11 protein-coding genes are annotated in these 21,656 nt (G+C 76.5%); 5 read left to right on the top strand and 6 right to left on the bottom strand.

What is annotated here, in order from left to right:
• Nucleotides 1-58 precede the first annotated feature (58 nt).
• The 4 genes from ABZ444_RS11895 to ABZ444_RS11880 all read right to left on the bottom strand — a co-directional run bounded on the left by ABZ444_RS11895 (nucleotide 59) and on the right by ABZ444_RS11880 (nucleotide 6,112).
• Nucleotides 59-181: a hypothetical protein gene (locus tag ABZ444_RS11895; protein WP_357978876.1), complete on the bottom strand. Its 123-nt coding sequence runs from the start codon at nucleotides 179-181 to the stop codon at nucleotides 59-61.
• Nucleotides 182-254: 73 nt separating this feature from the next.
• Entirely contained in the window at nucleotides 255-3,083 is a 2,829-nt protein-coding gene (locus ABZ444_RS11890; RefSeq protein WP_357994931.1) for an AAA family ATPase, read from the bottom strand.
• A gap of 190 nt (nucleotides 3,084-3,273) precedes the next feature.
• Nucleotides 3,274-4,485, bottom strand: a complete 1,212-nt coding sequence (locus tag ABZ444_RS11885) for a cytochrome P450 (RefSeq protein ID WP_357994930.1) — start codon at nucleotides 4,483-4,485, stop codon at nucleotides 3,274-3,276.
• 31 nt (nucleotides 4,486-4,516) lie between these two features.
• Entirely contained in the window at nucleotides 4,517-6,112 is a 1,596-nt protein-coding gene (locus ABZ444_RS11880; RefSeq protein ID WP_357994929.1) for an FAD-dependent oxidoreductase, read from the bottom strand.
• A 325-nt stretch (nucleotides 6,113-6,437) separates the two neighbouring features.
• Between ABZ444_RS11880 and ABZ444_RS11875 the strand changes: the two genes are divergently transcribed.
• The 5 genes from ABZ444_RS11875 to ABZ444_RS11855 are packed head-to-tail and all read left to right on the top strand — an operon-like array spanning nucleotide 6,438 to nucleotide 18,972.
• A complete protein-coding gene (locus ABZ444_RS11875) occupies nucleotides 6,438-7,337 on the top strand; it encodes a DUF4132 domain-containing protein (protein ID WP_357994928.1) in 900 nt (299 codons plus the stop codon).
• Nucleotides 7,334-12,190, top strand: a complete 4,857-nt coding sequence (locus tag ABZ444_RS11870; protein WP_357994927.1) for a DNA-binding protein — start codon at nucleotides 7,334-7,336, stop codon at nucleotides 12,188-12,190. The genes ABZ444_RS11875 and ABZ444_RS11870 overlap by 4 nt, the downstream gene beginning before the upstream one ends.
• Before the next feature lie 34 nt (nucleotides 12,191-12,224).
• Complete coding sequence (locus tag ABZ444_RS11865; protein ID WP_357994926.1) at nucleotides 12,225-13,376, top strand: AAA family ATPase; 1,152 nt, start codon at nucleotides 12,225-12,227, stop codon at nucleotides 13,374-13,376.
• On the top strand, nucleotides 13,373-16,936 hold the full coding sequence (locus ABZ444_RS11860) for a DUF5682 family protein (protein WP_357994925.1): 3,564 nt from the start codon (nucleotides 13,373-13,375) through the stop codon (nucleotides 16,934-16,936). The genes ABZ444_RS11865 and ABZ444_RS11860 overlap by 4 nt, the downstream gene beginning before the upstream one ends.
• A complete protein-coding gene (locus ABZ444_RS11855; RefSeq protein WP_357994924.1) occupies nucleotides 16,933-18,972 on the top strand; it encodes a hypothetical protein in 2,040 nt (679 codons plus the stop codon). The genes ABZ444_RS11860 and ABZ444_RS11855 overlap by 4 nt, the downstream gene beginning before the upstream one ends.
• A 44-nt stretch (nucleotides 18,973-19,016) precedes the next feature.
• On the opposite strand, the gene ABZ444_RS11850 is transcribed toward ABZ444_RS11855, so the two are convergent.
• Together ABZ444_RS11850 and ABZ444_RS11845 are read right to left on the bottom strand one after the other, a co-directional pair.
• Nucleotides 19,017-21,236, bottom strand: a complete 2,220-nt coding sequence (locus tag ABZ444_RS11850; RefSeq protein ID WP_357994923.1) for an Hsp70 family protein — start codon at nucleotides 21,234-21,236, stop codon at nucleotides 19,017-19,019.
• Entirely contained in the window at nucleotides 21,233-21,607 is a 375-nt protein-coding gene (locus tag ABZ444_RS11845; RefSeq protein ID WP_357994922.1) for a hypothetical protein, read from the bottom strand. The genes ABZ444_RS11850 and ABZ444_RS11845 overlap by 4 nt, the downstream gene beginning before the upstream one ends.
• Nucleotides 21,608-21,656: the final 49 nt, after the last annotated feature.

Here is a 21,656-nt window from a genome sequence, read left to right as displayed (position 1 = left end):
CGGAAGGGAAGGAACCGTCCGTGAGGGTGCGGACGGGCTCGTGGCCGTCCTGAAGGGGTCAGACGGGTTCGAAGCCGTCCGGCGGGCGGGGAGGCTCCGGGGTCTCCTCGTGCGGAGAGGGGACGTCGGGGGCCGGGTCGTCCGGGTCCGGCCGGTCGGGGTCTTGGATGGTGTCGGACATGCCGAAAGTTTCGCGGCAGACGTATGGGGTGGGGTATGGGGTGCCCCATGGGGAAAAATCCCCATTTTGTGAGTCAGTCGCTGGGGAGGAGGTGACGGGCCAGCTCCGTCCGCGACCGCGCCCCCACCTTGCGCATGGCCGCGCTCACGTGCTTGTCCACCGTCTTCGGCGACAGGAACAGCTCCCTGGCGATCTCCTGGTTGGTCAGCCCCTCGGCCGCCAGCCGGGCCACCTGCTCCTGCCGGGCCGACAGGGCGTGGTCGTTCCCCGCCTGCGGGGGCGCGCTCTGCGCCACCGGGCGGACGCCCCACCTGCGGCCCAGCCCGGTCGCGCGGTCGAGGTCCCAGCGCGCCCCGAGGTCGGCGTACACCGTGACGGCCCGGCCGAGCCGGGCGGCGGCCTCGGGGTCGTCGAGGGCGAACAGGCAGGCGGCGGCCTGCTCGCTCGCCTGCGCGGCCTCGTACCGCGCCGGGACCGTCTCGAAGTCGTCGGCGGCGGCGGTGAACTCGGCCGCGGCCCGCGCCCACTGCTCACCGGCGGCCGCCAGCAGGCCACGGGCCTGCGCGAGGGCGGGCCCGGCCAGCGGCGCGTCGCGCCCGGCCAGCCGGGCGGCGTGCCGCGCGACGACGTCGGCGGCCTGCTCAGGACGGCCCGCCACGAGCAGCGCCTCGGTCAGCGCGGGCAGCGCGCGGACCGCCACGGGCCACAACTCGCTCGCCTCCCAGTGGCGGCCCGCCTCGACGGCCGCCTCGATCGCCGGCTCCGGCTCGCCCCGCGCGGCGCTCAACCGGAGCGACATCGCCAGCGGCAGCACCAGGTCGTCGTACTGCCCCCGGGTACGGGCCTCGGCGGCGGCGTCGAGCAGCGACGGCAGCGCGGCCTCCTGACGGCCCTGCACCGCGGCCAGGCAGGCGGTCACGATGTCGACGAGGATGCGCTCGTGCGGCTCGTCGCCGAAGTGGTCGCGCAGCTCCTGGAGCCTGGCCGGCAGCCCCTGCCAGGAGCCCTCGAAGTAGTCGGCCGCGGCCAGGTTCACCAGGCAGCGCAGTTCCAGCCGTTCGCGCAGGTCGGGCTCGGCGCCGTCCTCGACCGCCGCGGTCAGCAGCCGGCGGCCCCGCCGGTGGTGCCCGCTGAACAGGGCCGCGCCCCCGATGGAGCGGTAGGCGTTGACCTCGCGGCGCAGCAGCCGCCGCCCGCCGGTCTCCCGCAGCAGGTCGTCGGCGAGCACGGCCCAGCGCGGGTCGCCCATCACCACGAAGATCATTGCGATCTTGCCGAGCACCAGCATCCGCATGGCCGGGTCGGCGACCGCGGGCAGGGTCGCGAGCGCCCGCTCCAGCCACGACCTGCTCTCCTCCGGCGGCAGGCCGCTGGGCGGGCGGCCGACCCCGGCCATGGCCCACGCCGCCAGGCCCGGCTCGCCGGCCAGGTCGTCGGCGGCCCGCGCGAAGGCCTCGCCGATGCGGGCGCCGTCGGTGCGGGTGCGCTCCAGGTGCAGCGCGAGCAGCAGGCGCAGGTGGCCGCGGAACGGTGGCGGCACGTCCTGCTCCAGCGCGCCGGTGACCAGGTCGGCGACCGGCGGCGGGCGCAGCAGCTCCAGCGCGGCCCAGCCCAGCTTCACCGTCAGCTCGGCCCGCCGGGCGGCGGGCAGGTCGGTGCCGCGCAGGACGTCCTCCAGCAGGCGGGCGGCCTCGGCGTCGTCGCCCAGCCGGGACGCCTGCTCGGCCGCCTCGATCGCGGCCTGCACCCACTGCCCGGCCCGGCCGGCCTGGCGCAGGTGGTGGGCCAGGCGGCCCAGCGGCACCGGGCGCAGCTCGCGTACGGTGTCGGCGGCGGCGGCGTGCAGGGCCTGCCGGCGGCCGAGCGGGATCGCCTCGTAGACCGCCTGCGCCGCCAGCACGTGCCGGAACCCGACCAGGCCGCCGGTGTCGGCGAACAGCCCGGAGCCGAGCACCTCGTCGATCGCCCCGACGTCGGGGCCCGACAGCAGGGCGACGGGCACCGGGAGCTGCAGCACGGCGGCGCGCTCGGCCACCTCCTTGGCGCCGGGGGAGAGCCGGGCCACCCGTTCCTGCACCGAGGCGCGCACGCCGCTCGGCACGTCGAGCTCCTCCAGCGCCCGCCGCGCCCAGCCGCCCTCCCACCGGATCAGCGTGCCGCGGTCGCGCAGCAGCGCCAGCAGCTCCTGCACGGCCAGCGGCAGGCCGGAGGCCCGCCCGCACAGGTGCTCGGCGAACTCGGCCGTCACCTCCTCGGCGCCGAGGATCGCCGAGGCCATCACCCGGGTCTGGGCGGCGTCGAGCGGCGGCAGCACCAGGTGCTCGGCCGTGATCGTGTCGGGGGCGCGGGCCGTGATCGCCCGTACCGCCCCGGACGCCTCCTCGCTCCGGTACGTCAGCACCACCCGCAACGTGCCGGGCAACACCGACATCAGGTACGTCAGGAACTCCACCGTCTGCCCGTCGGCCCAGTGGAGGTCCTCCACCGCCAGGACGGCGGGGCCGAGCGCGGTCAGCACCTCGGCGAGCCCGCGGAAGACCCGGTGCCGCTCGGCCGCCCGGTCGTCGAGCGGCGGCGGCGTCTCCGGCAGCACCCCGGCCAGCTCGGGCAGCAGCTCGCGCAGCGCTCCCGCGACCGGCGACAGCGCCGCCCCGGCCAGCTCGGACGCCCGCCCGCGTAACGCCTCGACGACGGGCCCCAGCGGGAACGGCTCCCTGATCTGCACACAGGCCCCGCTCAGCACCCGCAGGCCCGCCACCGCGGGACCGCCGAGCAACTCGGCCGTCAGCCTGGACTTGCCGATGCCGGCCTCGCCCTCGACGACGGCCACGGCGGGCGCCTCGGCGACCAGCGCGACGAGCCGGGCGAGCTCCTTCTCCCGCCCAACCAGAACAGGAGACACCACCCGCCCAGCACGCACCCGCTCATTCAACTGCACACGAAGTCACAGATCAACGTCACAGCCCCGCGGCACGTTCGGACCGAGGGACGGGAGGAGGCGACGGCGGCCCCTGTGCTCCCGGTCCCAGGGTGTGGGGGAGAGGTGACGGCGGTCCTTGGCTCCCGTCTTGGAGGGGTCGCCGCGGGCGGGGTCAGGCGGGGGTGATGGCGTCGTAGTCGATCAGGAGGTGGCGGGGGCCGCGGAGCACCGGGCTGGGGCGGTACGGCGGCGGGTCGGCGACCAGCCGCGGATTGCGCACCCGGCGCACCAGCTCACTCAGCACGACCTGCGCCTCCAACCGGGCCAGCGGCGCGCCGAAGCAGTAGTGGACGCCGCCGCCGAACCCCAGGTGCTCGTTGGGCCGGCGGCACGGGTCGAACCGGTCGGGCTCGCGCACGTGGGCCGGGTCGCGGCTGCCCGCCGCCAGCGCCAGCACCACGGGCGAGCCGGCCGGGATGGTCACGTCGCCGACGACCACGTCGTCGAGGGTGACCCGGGAGGAGACGAGCTGCACGGGCGGCTCGAAGCGCAGCAGCTCCTCGACCGTGGTGATGACGAGGTCGGGGTCGGCGCGCAGGCGTTCCAGCAGGATGGGGTCGCGCAGCACGGTGAGCATGCCATTGGCGATGAGGTTGATCGTGGTCTCGTGCCCGGCGATGAGCAGCAGCAGGGACGTGGCGACGACCTCCTCCGGCGTCATGCGGCCGTCCGGGCCCTCGTAGGTGACGAACCCGGACAACATGTCGTCGCCCGGCTCCCGCCGCCGCGCCTCGGCCAGCCCGGCGAGGTAGCGTTCCAGGTTCTGCGACACCGCCTGGCGCTCGCGGGCCCGCTCGGCGCGGTCCTCCTCGCCCGGCCCGAGCGTCTCGACGATCTGGTCCGCCCAGGCGTGGAACTGCTGCTCGTCCTCGGCCGGCACGCCGAGCAGCCGGCAGATGACGGCGATCGGCAGCGGGTAGGCGACCTCGTCCACGACGTCGGCCCGGTTCTTGCCGGCCAGGGCGTCGATCAGCTCGGTGGTGGTGGCCAGCATCATCGGGCGCAGCCCGTCCACCACGTCCGGCGAGTGCGGCGGGCCGAAGTGGCGCATGGTCAGGCGGCGCAGCCGGTCGTGCTCCGGCGGGTCGAGCCTGATGAAGGCGGGCGCGTGCTCGGGCTCCTCCGGCGCGTTCGCCAGGTTGCGCCGGTCGGAGCTGAGCCGCGGGTCGTGCAGCAGCTCGACGATCTCCCGGTACGTGCTGACGACGTACGAGCCGTCCGCCAGCCGCGTCACCGGGTTGCGGCGCAGCTCCCCGAGGAACGGGTAGGGGTCGGCGCGGCCGGCCGGGTCGAGGATGCGCTGGAAGGCGGCGTCCGAGGTCATGTCCTGCACTCCTGTCTGGGTTCTTCCCGGGTCAGCTCTGCGGCGCGTGCAGCAGCGAGGCGCGCCGCTCGGCCGGGTCGTGGCCGGTCACCACGACCGTCGCCCCCTCGGCCGCGACCAGCCGCTCGGGCACCCGGGCCGGTACGGGCCGCGCCTCCCCCCGCATGTCCATGTGCCGGAAGGCGGGCGGGAAGGGCGTGGCCCGCTCGATCAGCCGCTGGTAGAACTCCAGCCACATGCCCTGGTCGAAGGTGACCGCGGCGGTGATCCGGCCCTTGTAGCCGTAGACGGCGACGAAGCGGCCCTCGTCCGTCGAGCCCTGGGTGACGACGAGCTCGTCGGCGAAGGTGGGCACGCCCACCGACTTGATGTTGACCCCGAACTGGCTGGACCAGAACACCGGCACCGACAGGTGCGGCCAGCGGTGGGTCTGGTCGCTGACCATGTTGTGGGCCGCGATCTCGGCCTGGGTGACGGCGTTCCCCCAGTGCTCCAGCGTCATGAACTGGTACTGGTACAGCGGGTGCGGGAAGCGGGCGATGTCGCCGGCGACGAAGACGTCGTCGGTCACCAGGCCGTTGGTGTCCACGGCGCGGCAGCCGGCGTCGCAGGCCACGCCCCACACGCCGGCGGCCAGCCCCGAGTCGAGCAGCCATTCGACGTTGCGCACCGAGCCGAGCGCTACGACGGCGACCTCGGCCTCGACGGTGCTGCCGTCCGACAGACGGGCGCCGCGCAGCCGCCCGTGCCCGTCGCCCTCCAGCGAGGTGACCGTGGTGCCGCACCGCAGGTCCACGCCGTGCTCGCGGTGGAGCCGGGCGGCGACGTCGCCGATCACGCCGCCGAGGGCGTTGACGAGCGGGGCCGGGCCGCGTTCGACGACCGTCACGGGCAGGTCCAGCTCGCGGCAGACCGAGGCGATCTCGCTGCCGGTGAACCCGGCGCCCAGGATGAGCACCCGGTTGGGGCGGGCGGCCAGCGCCTCCCGCAGCCCGGCGGCGTCCCGCATCGAGCGCAGCGTGTGGACGCCCTCCAACCGGGCCTCCTCCTCGTGCGGCCAGGGCCGGGCGCGGGTGCCGGTGGCCAGCAGCACCCGGTCGAAGCCGACCTCCCGGCCGTCGGCCAGCAGGACGCGCTTGCCGGCCACGTCCAGGCCGGTCGCCCGGGTGCCCCACAACCATTCGGCCTCGACCTCGCGCAGGTGGGGCAGCATGACGTGGTCGGGCGCCACCTGCCCCATGAGCACCTGCTTGGACAGCGGCGGCCGGTCGTACGGCTCGGCGGGCTCGTCGCCGATCACCGTCAGCGATCCGGTGAAGCCCTCCCGCCTGAGCACGCCGGCGGCCCGCGCCCCGGCCAGGGACGCGCCGACGATGACGATGCGCCCGTCGGTCATCCCGCGCGCCGGCGGGCCGGGCGGCTCGGGCGTGAGCCGGGTGGCCGTCCAGTCGAGGTGGATGGCCTGGACGGGGCAGGCCGCCGCCGCGCGCAGCACGTGCTCGCGCCGCTCGTCGCCGGGGTCGAGGTCGTACAGGAGGGACTCCTCGCGCATGGTGAAGACGTCGGGCGCGAGGAAGGCACACTGCCCGTACCCCTGGCAACGCGTCAGATCGACGACGACTTTCACCGGCCATCCCCCCGTCGAGCGAGCCGCGCGCCCGCTCCCCGGTCGGCGCGCCCGGCCCGGACTGGCCTACCCCCGCCGTCCGCGCCCGTAGCCTGCGCGCGGCGATCCTGCCCTGCTCTTTAGGCGGTACGGACGGTCTTTAGGCGGTACGGACGGAAATCACGCCCCTCCCGGACGGCCCCGCTCGCCGAGGAGACCCGGCGCCGTAACCGGGCCGTCGAGCAGTCGGTAGGCATTTGTCAGTGATCGCCGATAACGTTCCGCGCAACGTGGCGGCGGGAGATCCGCGCCGCGACACATTCCCATGGCTTGACGGCATGGCTTCATGCCATGGCTGCACGACGAGAGGCGGCGGCAATTGGGTTGGCTGGCGGCGGGCGACGCGTACGAGGTCGCCCTGATAGAAGGCCGGGTCACGGCCAGGGCCACGTCCGGCCGCTCGGCCGGGCGGCAGCTGAAGACGCTGCCGAAGGCGGTGCGCGAGCACCCCGAGGCGGACCGGCTGCGCCGCTTCGCCGAATGGCTCGACCGGCACGCCGCGTCCTGCGTGGCGCACGTGGACGCCTGGATGGTGTCCTCGCTGCCGGTGCCGACCGAGCTGATCGCCCGGGTGTGGCCGGACGAGGCGTGGCGGACGGCGCTGCGTGACGTGGCGGTCGTCGGCGACGAGCCCGACGAGGTGGGCTTCCTGCGCGACGCGACCACCTCCGGCGAGCTGCGCATGGTCAACCTCGACGGCGAGACCGTCAGGCTCGCCCCGCGCACGGTGACGCTGCCGCACCCGGTGCTCCTGCCCGACCTCGACGACCTGCGCGAGTTCGCCGCCGAGCTGGGCATCACGCAGAAGGTCGAGCAGATCCACCGGGCCATCTGGCGCAAGCCCGCCGACCAGGGCGAAGGGGTGCGCCAGGTGAAGGACTTCGCGGGCGGCACGTACGCCTCCAGGTTCGGCGTGGCGGCCCGCGCCACCCAGCTCGGCTACCGCGTCTCCGGCGGCTTCGCCACCTGCCAGGTGCGCGACGCCGGCCGGCTCACCGAGGCCGCCGTCTGGATCGGCGAGCCCTACTGGGACAGCGAGACGTCCACGGGCGATCTCACCTGGCGCGACCAGGACGGCCGGACGCTCACGCTGCGCGAGGTCGGCCCGGTCGCCTGGTCGGAAGGCATGAGGATGGCCGCCGCGCTGCACGCCGGTCGGCAGGTCGAAGAGGGGAAGAGCGCATGACCGGCAACATCTCGGAGAACGCCGAGGCGCGGGAGCTGCTCGACGCCGGCGCGGTGCTGCCGGCCGGCACCGAGGGCGCGGGGGAGCGGGCCGTGCCGCTGGTCGCCCGCGCCTACCGGCACCCCGGCCTCGACGACCGGGTGATCGTGCGCCTGGTCACCGAGGAGCTGAGCGCCGCCGAGGACGCGGTGGGCGGCTTCCTCGGCCTGGTGCCCGAGGGCGAGTCCGCGGTGGTCGGCCTGGGCCTGCGGCGCTCGCTCGGCTTCCCCGAATGGGTGCTGGTCCACCACCCGCGGGACGGGCACCACGCCCTGGCCGTCGTGCCGGAGCTGGAGCGCGTCGCCCGGCAGGCCAGGACCAAGCCCAAGATGGCGCTCGACGCCTACCAGCGCCTGGCCGGGCAGCTCGCCGCGTCCGTCCCGCACTTCCTGCCGACCTTCTACGAGCAGGCCGCCCGCGTGTTCGCCGCGGCCGACAACGCCCAGTACGCCGGGCAGCTCTTCTCCGCCGCCCGCCGGGCCGAGGCCCAGCACGGCCTCGCCGTGGACGACGACCGGCTCGACGCGGTGTTCCTGGAGTTCGCGCTGGCCGGGGCGCTGCCGGTCAAGGTGCTGTCCGGGTACGCCAAGGAGCTGACCGCCCGCCTGCCCGCCGGGGAGGCGCTGACCAGGTACGCGCGGCTGTGCGTACGCAGGACCGCCGGCGGCCTGGCCCCCTCGGCGCAGATGGCCGCCGACATCCGCAGGCTCGCCAGGGCCGCCGGCGTGGACGCCGAGGCGGCCGAGCAGGACTACCTGGCCGAGGTGCTGGCGCTGCCGGCCGCCATGCAGGCCCCGACCGGCTGGTGGAAGTCCCACGCCCCGGCCGTCGCGGCGCTGGCCAGGCAGCGGCCCGAGCTGCGGGGCACGCTGCTGAACGTCATCCCCGACAGCCACGACCGGGAGCTGCCGGGCATCTGGCTCGAGATCCTGGAGAGCGCGGGCGCGACCGCCGGCCTGCACACCGACGTGCCCGAGGCGGAGCGCTCGGCCGACGGCGCCGCCGGCTGGCTGCGCAGGTTCCTCGCCGCGCGGCAACGGGCCTGGGGCGTCGCGCCGCACCTGCCCGCGCTGCACGCCCTGATCGAGCGCATGGCCGACCGGCTGCGCGCCGAGCTGGCCGCGACCGGCGCGACGATCGCGGTCGACGACGACGCCGACCTGATCGACCTGCTGCTGGCCCGCGGCATCCCCGTGGCCGACCCCGGCGACGGCGCCCGGCTGCGGCTGGCGCACTGGGCGGGGCACGACGACCGGCGCGACCTGCTCGCCCTGGCCGCCGACGGCCGCTTCCACACCGCCTTCCGGCGCGGCGCCGACCACCTCGACGCCGACGACGAGGGCAGGGCGACCGTCCGGGCCCTGGCCGCCTCCCCGGGCGGGCGTCCGCTGCTGGCCGAGTGGGTACGCCTGGTCGCCCGCCGTTCGGCCGCCGCCGGCCTGCCCAACCTGCCCGACGCCCTGCGCCGCCTGTCCTGGTTGCCCGGCGAGGCCCTGGCCCTGGCCGAGGGCGAGGTGCGCCGGGCGGTGACCGACGCCGACGTGGCCGGGGTGCTGGCCCGCGCCCTGCGGTCCGGCATCATCGACGAGCTGGGCTGGCCCGCCTTCGAGCAGGCCGCCACCCAGCTCGTGCCGGAGAAGGACATCGACGACCTCGTCGTCTGCGACGCCTGGCCCAACCTGGTCGTCGCGGGCACCGCGCAGGCCCGGGTGCTCTCGGCCGACGGCGTCCTGCTCACCCACGACCTGCGCGTCCCCAGGGACGACACCTGGAGCGATCCCGGCTTCCACTACGTGGACGGCGAGCTGCTCGTCTACTGGGACTCCCGCGACCGCGCCAACGGCCTGCGCGGCTACTGGCACACCTCCGCCGACCGGGTGCGCGACCTGGACGGGAAGGACCGGAGCCGGGGCACGCGGCTGGACTACTACCAGGGCGACGACCCGGTCAGCCTGGCCGTGCCCGGCGGCGGCCGGACCACCGGGTACGGCGTGCTGCACGCCGGTGACACGGCCGTCCCCGACGAGCGGCACCTGCTCACCGACGGCACGTCGTTCTGGACGTGGAGCTGGTCGGAGCACGACAGCGGCTGGTACGAGTTCGACCCCGCCGGCGGCGGCGTCGGCAGGAAGTCGCTGCCCGGCTTCCTCGCCGACACCCCGTACGTCCGGCCCGCCGAGGGCTGGCTGCTGCCCGCACCCTCCGACGAGCCCACTCCGGTCGGCGCCCCCGTGAACGGCCTGTACGGCCTGCGCGTGGTCAGGCTGCCCGACGGCTCCCACCGCGCGGAGGACCTGTCCGGGATCTCGGTGACGCTGCCGCCGGACGCCGGCGTGCCGGTGCGGGTGCTGACGTTCCCGGGCACCGAGCGGGCCTGCGCCGTCGTGCGCACCAGCTACCGGATCAGCCTCGTGGACGGTGACGGCGTCGTCCTGGCCGAGTACCGGACCGACTTCAAGCCGGGCGCCTTCGGCGCGGGCACGCCCATCCTGCCGCCCGAGCGCTACTGGTACTGCCTGCGCCCGCGCGACCTCGATGGCTCGGCGGCGCTGCGCCGCGCGGACCGCGAGACCGCCGCGGCCCTGCTCGAAGCGGCCGCGCCAAACGGCGCCGACCTGGCGGCGGCCGTCCGCGCGCTGCTGCCGGGCATCACCCACGAGGCACTGGTGCAGGGCGTGGCCGGGATCGTCGGCTTCGCCGCCACCCAGCAGGACGCGGTGCGCGCCGTCGTGGCCAACCTCAACCGCGCGCTGGCCGGCGACCCGGCCGCGGAGCGGGGCCCGTCCGGTCCCACCGACCTGCTGCTGGACGAGGCCATCAACGGCATCGGCGACGGCCGCGGCTACCACCGTCACAACGCCGACGCCGCCTTCCAGCAGATCCGCGCGGTGGGCCGGGCCGTGACCGCCGGGCAGGACCGTCCGCAGGTGGCCAACCACCTCCGCCTGCCCGGACTGCCGGCCTCCGGCCTGCGCTGGGAGCGCCTGCTCGACCACTGCGCCGCGGTGGCGTACCGGTGCGCGGCGCCCACCACCCCGGCCGAGCACCGGGACGCGCTGGGCGTGCTGCTGGGCGAGCTGCGCGACGGCGGCCTGCCGGTCGCGGCCGGCTCGTCCCGCTGGCGCCGCATGACGGTGACGCTCAGGCGCGAGCACCTGACAGGCGCGGACGGCGCCCCGGCGGAGGGCTCGCTCTCGGGCGTGCTGCCGCTGGGCGGCGGCGCGTTCGTCGCCTTCCTCGACCTGCTGGAGACGGACGTCGACGGGCTCGAATGGACGGCGCTGTGCCACGACCCCGCCGGGGCGTTCGAGGTGCCCGCGCCCTACACGGCCCGCGACTCCTCGCCCGTCGGCGGGGACCGGGAGGCGGGCTGGCTCACGGCGTTCCTCACCGAACTGGCCGCGCGCGGCCCGGCCCCCTGGCACGACGCCGCCGCCGAGGAGTTCGCCCGGCTCACCGGGGTCTCCCGGACCGCCGCGCGGCTGGTCGTGGCCGGGTTCCCGCAGGTGGACACCTACGAGCGGACCTTCCTCGACAAGGAGGCCCGCGCGACGATCGGCGTCAAGGTGGCCGAGGCCGCCGTCGCGAAGGACGAGCTGCGCGCCCTCGGCCCCGGCGTGCGGCAGGCCGTCACCGCGGCGCTGCTGCCCGCCGACCCGGCCCGCCTGTGGACCGACGGCCCCGACGCGGCCGCCGCCGCGCGGGTCTGGAACGAGCACGTCGGGCAGCGGCTCGCGCTGCCCGAATGGCTGCTCGGCGAGGCCGCCCGCACGCTGCGCACCGTCGAGGGGGACCCGGCGCACGCCCTGCGCACGATGCTCGACCCCGCCGCCGCTCCCGAGCTGAGCGTGGACCTGGAGTGGGAGGTGCGCGGCGACCGCGTCCACCCCGTCGGCCAGGGCACCGGGTTCGGCGGGCGGTCCCTGGTCACGGCCGTCACCACGGCCGCCTGGCTGGCCCACCGGCTGCCGGCCGGGCATCCGCTGCGCGCCGGCCTGCCCGCCGCGCTGTCGGCGGTCCGCGACCGGCTCGCCCACCCCGGGTTGCTGATCGACCTCGACGAGTACGTCGGCCTGCCCGCGTTCAAGAAGGTCGCGGGCACGCCGACCGAAATCGGCGACGGCTACGAGCGGTACGGCGCCGTCGTCATGGCCACCTACGACAGCCAGCCCTCGCCCGCCATCCGCCCCCACCTGCTCGACGCGGCCGGCGAGGACCCCTACCTGCGGGCCCTGATCGGGCTCAACGGCTCGTTCCCCGCCGTGTCCGCGCTGCGCACCGCCCTCGACCCGCGCTTCGCGGCGCTGCTGGCCGACCCCGGCGACCCCGCCCAGGGCGGCCGGGACGCCGACGGCACCTGGTGGCCGCAGGACCCCACCCGCTCGGTGCCCGACCTGGTGGTGGACGTCGCCAAGGCGCACGGGCTCGGCGAGGACGCCGCCGCCGTCTACCTGATGTTGCTGGCCATGCCCGACCCCACCGACCGCAACACCGCCCGGTGGACCGGCTGGAAGCCGGCCCGGCTCAAGGCGGCGCGGGCCGAGCTTGCCCGCACCGACCTGGTCGTCCAGGCCGTGCGCGCCCGCGCGGGACGCTCGTTGTTCCTGACCGGCGGCTGGTCGGAGGAGCGCACGCCGCGGCTCCCGCTGGAGCAGTGGAAGCTCCCCCTGTTCCAGCCGAACGCGGGCCTCGGCGGCCTCCTCGTGCCCGGCGAGCCCGCGGCCGACCTGTACGCCAGGGCCTGGCGGCGCGTCCAGGACGGCGACGTGCCCCGGTTCGAGCAGCTCGACGTCAAACGCGGCCGCCGCCGCTGACCCTGTCATCACCACACGAAGGACACGAAACCCCATGACCCTCACCGACGAGGCGACCCCCGCCACGCAGGTGGTCTCCGCCGAGCAGCGGTACGCCACCGAACTGGCCTTCCTCGCCGCCCACGACGACGGCCCCCGCCCGCCCGGCTGGCTGCTGACGCCGCGCGCCGTCGTGACCTTCATCTGCGGCAGCGGCGAGGAGACGCTCTCCCTGCCCGCCCGCGACGGCCTGCCGTCCAGGCTCAAGGTGGCGGCCAAGTTCGTCGGCGAACGCGCGCTGGTCGAGCGCTGCGTCGTGACGCTCGCCGGCGAGCGCGGCCTGCTGCTGGTCGGCGAGCCCGGCACGGCCAAGTCGATGTTGTCGGAACTGCTGGCCGCGGCGGTCTGCGGCACCAGCGCGCTCACCGTCCAGGGCACCGCCGGTACCACCGAGGACGCCTTCCGCTACGGCTGGAACTACGCGCTGCTGCTGGCCCAGGGGCCGAGCCGGGGCGCGCTGGTGGACTCCCCGGTGCTGACCGCCATGCGATCGGGGCGGGTGGCCAGGGTCGAGGAGATCACCCGCTGCCTGCCCGAGGTGCAGGACGCGCTGGTGTCCATCCTGTCCGACCGGCGGGTCAGCGTCCCCGAGCTGGCCGGCACCGGCGACGCGCAGGTGGCCGCCGTCCCCGGGTTCACGGTGATCGCCACGGCCAACCTCCGCGACCGCGGCGTGTCGGAGATGTCGGCCGCGCTCAAGCGGCGCTTCAACTTCGAGACCGTCGATCCCATCTCCGACGCCGCGGCCGAGACGTCCCTGGTGCGGCGGCAGGCCACGGCGGTCGTCCAGCGCGCCGGCGCCGGGTTCGCCGTGGACGACGCGGTGCTGGAGGCGCTGGTCACGGTCTTCCGCGACCTGCGTACCGGACGGTCCGGCGAGGGCTGGGACGTGGAGCGGCCGGGCACCGTGATGTCCACCGCCGAGGCGGTGCAGGTGGCGGCCTCGCTCGGCGTCGCGGCCGCGTACCTGCCGGGCGGCGACGTCCTCGACCTGGTGCCGGGCCACCTGCTGGGCGTCGTGCGCAAGGACGACCCCGCCGACCACGGACGGCTGCTCGGCTACTGGGACGGGCCGGTGCGGCGGCGCGCCGAGGACGGCTCGGCCATGTGGCGCCGCCTCTGGGACCTGCGGGAGAACCTCCGTTGATCCTCCACACGCCGGGCCCGATCGACCCGGCCGACCCGGCCGATCCGCGGGTGGCGGTGGCCGGGCTGGCCGCCGCGACCCGGCCGTATCTGGTGGGGGTGCGGCACCACAGCCCGGCCCTGGCCGTGGTGCTGCCCGAGCTGCTGGAGGCGGCCGGCCCGGAGACGGTGTGCGTCGAGCTGCCCGCCGACTTCCAGCAGTGGCTGCCCCACCTGGCCGACCCGGCCACCGTCGCCCCGGTCGCCCTGGCCGGGAACGGCGCGGACGGGCTCGGCTTCTACCCGTTCGCCGACTTCTCCCCCGAGCTGGTGGCGATCCGGTGGGCGGTCAAGCGCGGCGTGGAGGTGCTGTGCTGCGACCTCCCGCTGTCGGACCAGGGCCGGCTGGCCGCCGGGCCCGAGGCCGAGGCAGACGGCGCGCCCCGCTTCGCCGACGCGCTGGCCGCCTCGGGCACCGGGCGGGCGGGCGACGACATGTGGGACCGGGCCGTCGAGGTCCTGGCACCGGGCTGCGAGCCGGAGTCCGTCCGCCGGGCCGCGCTCGGCGTCGGCTGGGCGCTGCGGCGCGACGCGGCGGCGGGTGGCGGCGTCCAGGCCAGGGACCTGGCACGGGAGGCGCACATGCGGCGCGTCGTGTCCGCCGCCGCGGCCGGTGGACGCCGGGTCGCCGCGGTCGTGGGCGCCTTCCACGCCCCCGCCCTGCTCGTCGCCGGCGAGCCCCCCGGGCCCGCCGCCGCCCCCAGCGCCTCCGCGACCCCCTCCGCCCCCGCCGGGTCGCAGGCCGTCACCTCGCTGGTGCCCTACGCCTTCGACCTGCTCGACTCCCGGTCCGGCTACCCGGCCGGGATCCGCGACCCACGCTGGCAGCAGGCGGTGTTCGAGGCGGACGGCGTACCGGACCGGGTCAGGGACGGCGCCGCCCGCGCGATCACCGACCTGTGCAGGGAACTGCGGGCCGCCGGGCACACGGCGGGCACCGGCGAGGCCGTCGAGACGCTGCGCCTGGCGTGCGACCTCGCCCGCCTGCGCGGCCTGCCCGCCCCCGGCCGTGGCGAGCTGCTGGAGGCGGTGACGACCGTCCTCGGCCAGGGCGAACCCCTGGGCCGCGGCCGCGCGCTGGCCAAGGCGCTCGACACGGTGTTCGTCGGGACGGCCAGGGGCCGCACCGCCCCCGGCACGCCCCGGTCGGGGCTCGGCCCCGCCGTCGAGGAGGAGCTGGCCGCGCTCAGGCTGCCCTGCCCGGACGACCCCGAGCCGCGCGAGGTACGCCTCGACCCGCTCCGCTCCGACCTGGACGCGCGCCGGGAGGTGCTGCTGCGGCGGCTGCACGTCTGCGGCGTCGGCTACGGCGAGCCGATCCAGGTCGCGGGCACCGGCGACGCCACCGCGCTCAGCACCAAATGGCGCCTGTCCTGGACGCCCGCCGTCCCCGCGCTGCTGGACCTGGCCGGCGTCCGCGGCGTGACCGCGGCCCAGGCGGCGGCGGGCACGCTGCGGGAGACCTACCGGCGCGAGTCCGCGGACGGCGGGCCCACCTGCCGCACCATCCTCGACGGGCTGCGCGCCGCCGCCCGCTGCGACCTGCCGGAGCTGGTCGGGCAGCGGCTGGCCGACGCCGCCGGCACGCTGCCCGCCACGGCCACCCTCCCCGAGCTGCTCGACGCCCTCGACCTGCTGGAGGCGCTGCGCCGCGAGCACCTTCCCGGCACCACGCCGCAGGGCCGCGAGCAGGCGGGCGAGCTGGCCGCCACGCTGCTGGAGGCCGCGGTCCGGTCGTTGCCCGGACTCGCGGGCAGTGACCGGCCCGAGGACGCGGTCGCGCTGGTCGCGCTCGCCACGCGGGCCGGGGAGGACCGGCTGGGCCTGCGGCTGGACGACGCGCTGGGCGCGCTCGCGAGCACCGGGGCGCCGCTCGTCCAGGGGGCCGCGCTGGCCGCCCGCCTGCTGCTCGACCTGGACGGTCCCGAGCTCCTGGGCGCGCGGGCGGCCGGCTGGATCGACACCGCCACCACCCCGGACGGCCGCCGCCGGCTGAGCCTGCTGCTGACCGGCGTGCTCACGGCCGCCGGACCGCTGCTCCAGGCGGCGCCCGCCGCGCTCGGCCCGCTGATGGACCGGGTGGACGAGCTGGCGGACAAGGAGTTCCTCGACCGGCTGCCCGCCCTGCGCGGAGGGTTCGACACGCTCGCCCCGGCGGCGCGCGGCCGGCTGCTGGCGGCGGTGTCCGAGCGGCTCGGGGACCGTCCGGACCTGACGCTGGACGCGCCGCCCGACCTGCTGGCCGCCTGGACCGCCGCCGACCTGGCCGGCCTGACCGCCCTGCGCACCCTCGGCCTCCTCACCCCGCACGACGCCCCGGCCCCGCACGACGCCCCGGCCTCTGGTCCGGCCTCGTATGACGGACCGGTCCCGCCGGTGTCCGCGCGGCGGGCGGAGGGCGGGCCGCGGATCGGCCCCGCCGACCGGTGGCGGCTGCTGCTCGGACGGGAGCGCGAACGGCTGCCCGCCGGCGCCCGCCCGTACGCCCGCGCCCTGGACGAGCTCTACGGCGCCGGCCGCGGCGAGGGCGCCGACGACTTCGAGCAGCAGGGCGACACCGGAGGCCAGGGCGACCCGTTCCCCACGGCCCGCGAATGGGCCGACGAGCTGGAGTCCCTGTTCGGCGGCGACGTACGCGAGGAAGTGCTGGCCAGGGCCGCCGACGCCGGACGGCACGACGTGCTCGCCGAGCTGGACCCCGCCGCCGTGCGGCCGTCCGTCGAGCTGCTGACGTCCGTGCTGTCCCTGGCCGGCGGGCTGCCCGAGCAGCAGGTCGCCAAGCTCAGGCCGCTCGTCCGCCGCCTGGTCGCCGAGCTGACCCGCGAGCTGGCGACCCGGCTGAGACCCGCGCTGACCGGCCTGGCCAACCCGCGCCCGACCAGAAGGCCCGGCGGCCGGCTCGACCTGCCGCGCACGCTGCGCGCCAACCTGGCCCACACCCGCCGCCTCGACGACGGGCGGCTCGTGGTGGTGCCGGAACGGCCGGTGTTCAGCACGCGGGCCAGGAAGGAGGCCGACTGGCGGCTGATCCTCGTGGTCGACGTGTCGGGGTCGATGGAGGCCTCGGTCGTGTGGTCCGCGCTGACCGCCGCCGTCCTCGCGGGCGTGCCGACGCTCTCGACGCACTTCCTGACCTTCTCCACCCAGGTGATCGACCTGACCGACCGGGTGGAGGACCCGCTGTCGCTGCTGCTCGAAGTGCGGGTCGGCGGCGGCACGCACATCGCCGCCGGGCTCGCGCACGCCCGGACGCTGGTCACCGTGCCGAGCCGTACGCTCGTGGTCGTCGTCAGCGACTTCGAGGAGGGCTACCCGGTGGGCGGCCTGCTCGCGGAGGTGCGCTCGCTGGCCGGGTCCGGAGTCCACCTGATGGGCTGCGCGGCGCTCGACGACCAGGGCGTGCCCCGTTACTCGCTGCCCATCGCCCAGCAGCTCGTCGCGGCCGGCATGCCGGTCGCCGCGCTCAGCCCGCTCGCCCTCGCCCGCTGGGTGGGGGACCGCCTCCGGGGAGAAGTCCGGTGAACACCTCTGCAACGCTCCCGCCCGCCGCGCCGCACGTGGTGGCCGCCGCCGTCGACGGCCTGACCAGCAGGTTGCGCAAGAAGCTGGACGCGGCCGTCGGCCAGTACGCCGCCCTCGACCGGGTGGCCGACGGCACCGACGTGGTGGTCACCTGCGGCGCGGACGCGGTGGTCACGCTGTCGCCGGGGCCGTCGGGGGTGATCGCGGAGGAGGGGCAGGCCCGCTGCTCCTGCCTCCTCGCGCCCCGCTGCCTCCACCGCGCCGCCCTCCTCACCGCCTGCCCTCTGGCCGACCCGGCCGACACCCTGCCCCCGGACGACGAGACAGAGACGCCCTCGTCACCCCCCGGCCAACCGGACACGCCCTCCGCCGACGGACATCCAGCCCCGGCAACCGCAGAACCCGACCGGAGATCGGACGCCGACCAGGCGGGTGCCGGGTCCGGGCCGGGCTCAGGGGCCGGGCAGGTGGATGCCGGATCTGGTCGGGGCTCGGGGGAGGCGGTCGTTCCGGCCGCGGTGGTGCCGGGGGCGGCGCAGGTGGCGGCGGCCGCGGGGTTGTGGCGGGCGGCGGCCGCCGTGCTGTCGGCGGGTGTGCCGGGCGCCGGCGCGGTGCCGCAGGCTGAGCTGCTCAGAGCCGCCCACACCGCCCGCCTGGCCGGGCTGTCCAAGGCCGAGGCCGCCACGCTGCGGGTGGTGCGCGGGCTGCGCGCCGCCCGTGCCCGGTACGACGGCCACCGCCTCGCCGACCTGGTCTCCGCCCTGCGGGAGCTGCTGCTCACCGTGGGCCGGCTGGCCGCGGCCGATCCCGACCCGGCGCTGGTCGGCACCGTACGGCGCGGCTACCGTCCGAACGGCGGCCTGAAGGTGTACGGCGTCTTCCGCGAGCCCGTGATCAGCAGCACCGGCTACGGCGGGGTGGTCACCCACCTCGTCACCGACGACGGACGCTGGTTCTCGGTGGCCGACGTCAAGCCCGGCGGCCCCGCCCGTGCCCGTGGCGCGGCCACCGCGACCGTCGCCATCGGGGCGGCCATGATGAGCCACGCGCAACTGGCCCGCGGCGGACTGCTGATCGCCGGGGCCACCGTCTCCCCGGACGGCCGCCTCGGCGCCGGCAAGGGCGTCCGGGCCACCCCGGTCACCGGCCTGGCCTGGACGGACGGGCCGCTCGGCGCATTGTTCACCCAGCCGCTGTCCGAAGCGGTGGGGGCCCGGCTGTCGGCGGGGGCGTGGAGCGAGGAGGAGTCGGCCGAGCAGGTACGGGAGCCGGTCGGCTGCGACCTGGTGATCGTCGGCGCGGCGGGCGACCACGTCCTGGCCCGCCACCTCCCGCCCACCGGCCCGCCGCAACCGGCGCAAGCCGGGGATGCGGCCGAGACAGCGGGCGCGGGGGAGGCGGCCGGCGGTGAGGGGCCGGTGGTTCGGCTGGTTCCGGCGAACCGTCATCCCGATCTCGGGTACGTCGAGAACCTGCGACGGCTCGCCTCGCGGCCCGGCCTGCGGGTGCGCGTGGTGGCCAGGGTCGAGCCAGGCCGGGCGGCGACGCTCGTCCCGCTCGCCGCGGGGCCGGTCGCGGGGGAGGAGGCGACGCTGAGGCTGCCCGCCGAGTGGCAGGGACGGGCCGACCTCGGCTACGACCGCCTCCAGGGCTCGCACCTGCCGCCCGCCGACGCCTGCCCCCCGCCCGGCCAGGACGCGTACGCCGAGGTGGACCCGCTGGACGGCGCGCCGCTCTGGCGGGTGCGCCGGCTGGTCGAGCTGGCCGTCTCCGGCGGACGCAGGGCGGTCGCCGAGTCCGCGCGCGGCGGCGACGCCCGCGGGCAGGCCGCGTCCCTGCGCCGCGCCGGGTTCCGCACGGCCGCCGACCTGGCCGTCGCGCTCGCCGACGAGGCCGACCGGCGTGAACGTGACGTGTTCGGCAGGCCGGCCGAAGCCGAACCGGACGGGTACGCACGGGCCTGGCTCGCGGCGGCGACCCACCTGGCCGCCACCGAACGCGCCCTCGTCCGCACCTCCTGGCAGGCCACCTCCTGAAGAACCGGCGACCGGCCCGCTCCCTCAGGGCGCGGGCCGGTCGGTCAGCCGGGGTGGCGGGTCACCGGGAGGGGGATGCCGGTCGCCGCCTCCCGGGCCGTGACGGTGAAGGTCAGGCGGGCGTCCACGCCGAACGTCACCTCGATCCGCGGCTCCCCGCGCCGGCCGGCGGGGATGCCGCCCACCATGTACGTCCCCAGCACCGCGTTGAGCGCGGCCGTGGCCTGCTCGCCCTCGTAGACCTCGACCCGCAGGGACGACTGGTCGTCGGCGGTCGTGGTGAAGGTGACCGTCCGCTCGACCGGGACCGGGCTGTCGCGCTCGATGACCTTCCGCAGCACGCCGCCCTTGCCCCGCAGGCCGAGCGTCACCGGGGTCAGGTCGGCCTTGAGCACGCTCGCCTGCCGCGCCGCGCCGATGGAGGCGACCTCCTCGGGGCTCAGCCCCATGAGCGGGGTCATGCCGCCGGACAGCTCGGTGACCAGCGCCGTCACGGCGGGCATCCGGCTCGCGCCGCCGGCCAGCACCACGTGCGCGAGGTCGGTCACCTTGAGCCCGGAGTCCTGGAGCGCCCCCCGGAACGGCCCCCGCAGCCGGACGAGCAGGTCGGCGGTCAGGCTCTGGAACTCCCGCCGGGTCACCGTCGCGTCCAGGTGCAGCGGGCCCTGCCGGCCCGCGGTGAGGTAGGGCAGGTTGACGTGCGCCTTCTGCGTGGCGCTCAGCTCGATCTTCACCCGCTCCGCGGCCTCGCGCAGCCGCTGGAGCGCCATCCTGTCGCCGGTCAGGTCGACGCCGTGGGTCTCCCTGAACCGTCTGGCCAGCTCGTCCACGATCCGCTGGTCCCAGTCGTCGCCGCCGAGCCGGTTGTCGCCGTGGGTGGCCAGCACCTCGACGTAGCCGTCCCCGATGTGCAGCACGGACACGTCGTAGGTGCGCCCGCCGAGGTCGAAGACCAGGACCGAGCGGTTCTCCTCTGCGTCGAGCCCGTACGCCAGCACCGCCGCGGTCGGCTCGTTGATCAGGCGCAGCACGTTGAGCCCGGCCAGCGTGCCGGCCTCGGTGACGGCCTGGCGCCCGGCGTCGTCGAAGTAGGCCGGGACGGTGATCACCGCGTCGGTGACCCGCTCGCCCAGGTACGCCTCGGCGTCCTGCTTCAGCCGGCCCAGCACGAGCGCGCCGACCCGGGGCGCGGAGTACCTTGAGCCGTCGATGGCCACCGACCAGTCGGTGCCCAGCTCCAGGACGATCGAGCGCACGGTCCGTTCCGGGTCGGTGACGGTCTGCCGCTTGGCCACCTGCCCGATGACGACCTCGCCGTCCTTGGCGAAGGTCACCACGGACGGCGTGGCCCGCGCGCCCTCGGGGCCGGGGATGACGACGGGCTCGCCGTCCTCGACGACGGTGATGACGGAGTTGGCCGCGCCGAAGCAGATGCCGACCGCCCGGCCCGTCCGGCGGGCGGCCCCGGCCAGGCGGATCCCCGGCGGCGGGGCGGGGGCGGCCCGGGGCGGCGTCCGGGGCGGCGTCCGGGGCGGCTCCGGCCTGTTCCGCACGAGCGGCAGCTCGTCCGCCGCGCCGGCCTGGCTGTACTCGGGCAGCGGCAGCCGCCGGTCGAGCAGCCGGTAGCGCAGCGCGCGGGTGACGTCCCCGATGGACAGCTCGGCGGGCCCGGCGGGGACGCCGTCCTGGAGGATCTTGAGCAGCTCGCCGGTGAAGGCGGTGTGGCGCTCGCCGGGCGGCGCGAGCGACAGGGTGTCCCTGGCCGAGGAGGTCAGGACGTACGCGCTGGTCGTGTCGATCAGCCCGCGCAGGGCCGGCCCGCTCATCCCGTGCGCCATGCCGCTGTAGCAGCAGTCGAGCACGACCACGGCGCGGGGCGCGCGGCGCTCGCGGATGATCTCCCGGATGACCGAGAACCGCACGCCGCCGATCCGCAGCCGGTCGGGCCGGGTGGTGGCGATCGGCAGCAGCAGGTCGTTCTCGGTCTTCTCGCCGTGCCCGGAGTAGTAGACGAAGACGGTGTCGGCGGCCTCGGTCGCCGCGTCGTGGATGAGGTCGAGGACGTGGTCGGAGCTGGCCGGGTCGATGAGCTGCGCGCAGTGGTCGCTGCGCAGGCCCCACGAGCGCGGGCCGGTGAGCACCTCGGCCAGGTCCGTGACGTTGGCCCGCACCGCCGGCAGGGCCGGCCACATGACCTGGTCGGTGTACGTCGTCGTGCCGACGAGGACGGCCCGGCAGCCGGCCGGGTCGGGCCAGGAGCTCATGGGGCGGGAGGCTCCAGCATCTCGGCCAGCTGCCGGGCCACCTCCATCACCTTCGCCGGGTCCCTGGCCGCCTCCACGCTCAGCTCCAGCGTGCGCTCGCCATGGCTGACCTTGACCGTGAAGCTGTGGCGCCGCGTCCTGAGCCACCCGGCCAGGGCCTGGACGATCGAGACGCCCAGCCCGCCGGACGCGGCCGAGACCGCCAGCATGAGGGCGTCGGCGGTGCCGTTCATCGCCCCGGGCTCGGGCGGGCCGGGCAGGGGCCTGATCTCCATGCCTCGGAAGGCGCTGTCGCCGCGGAGCTGGCGCTCCAGGGCGGAGAGGGCGGGGGCGGTCGGCGTCTCGCTGTCGAGGCGCACGATTACCTGCATGCCAGCAGTGTGGCCCGCCCCCCGGTCCGGCACAACCGTCCGGCCGCTG

This window comes from Nonomuraea sp. NPDC005730 (assembly GCF_040630865.1).
Taxonomy (GTDB): domain Bacteria; phylum Actinomycetota; class Actinomycetes; order Streptosporangiales; family Streptosporangiaceae; genus Nonomuraea.
This window is presented reverse-complemented; position numbering and strand designations above follow the sequence as displayed.

What these genes read in the sequence shown, in the direction of transcription:
- ABZ444_RS11895 (WP_357978876.1), bottom strand. Translation starts at nt 181, where the DNA reads ATGTCCGACACCATCCAAGACCCCGACCGGCCGGACCCGGACGACCCG.
- ABZ444_RS11885 (WP_357994930.1), bottom strand. Translation starts at nt 4,485, where the DNA reads ATGACCTCGGACGCCGCCTTCCAGCGCATCCTCGACCCGGCCGGCCGC.
- ABZ444_RS11875 (WP_357994928.1), top strand. Translation starts at nt 6,438, where the DNA reads ATGCCATGGCTGCACGACGAGAGGCGGCGGCAATTGGGTTGGCTGGCG.
- ABZ444_RS11870 (WP_357994927.1), top strand. Translation starts at nt 7,334, where the DNA reads ATGACCGGCAACATCTCGGAGAACGCCGAGGCGCGGGAGCTGCTCGAC.
- ABZ444_RS11865 (WP_357994926.1), top strand. Translation starts at nt 12,225, where the DNA reads ATGACCCTCACCGACGAGGCGACCCCCGCCACGCAGGTGGTCTCCGCC.
- ABZ444_RS11850 (WP_357994923.1), bottom strand. Translation starts at nt 21,236, where the DNA reads ATGAGCTCCTGGCCCGACCCGGCCGGCTGCCGGGCCGTCCTCGTCGGC.
- ABZ444_RS11845 (WP_357994922.1), bottom strand. Translation starts at nt 21,607, where the DNA reads ATGCAGGTAATCGTGCGCCTCGACAGCGAGACGCCGACCGCCCCCGCC.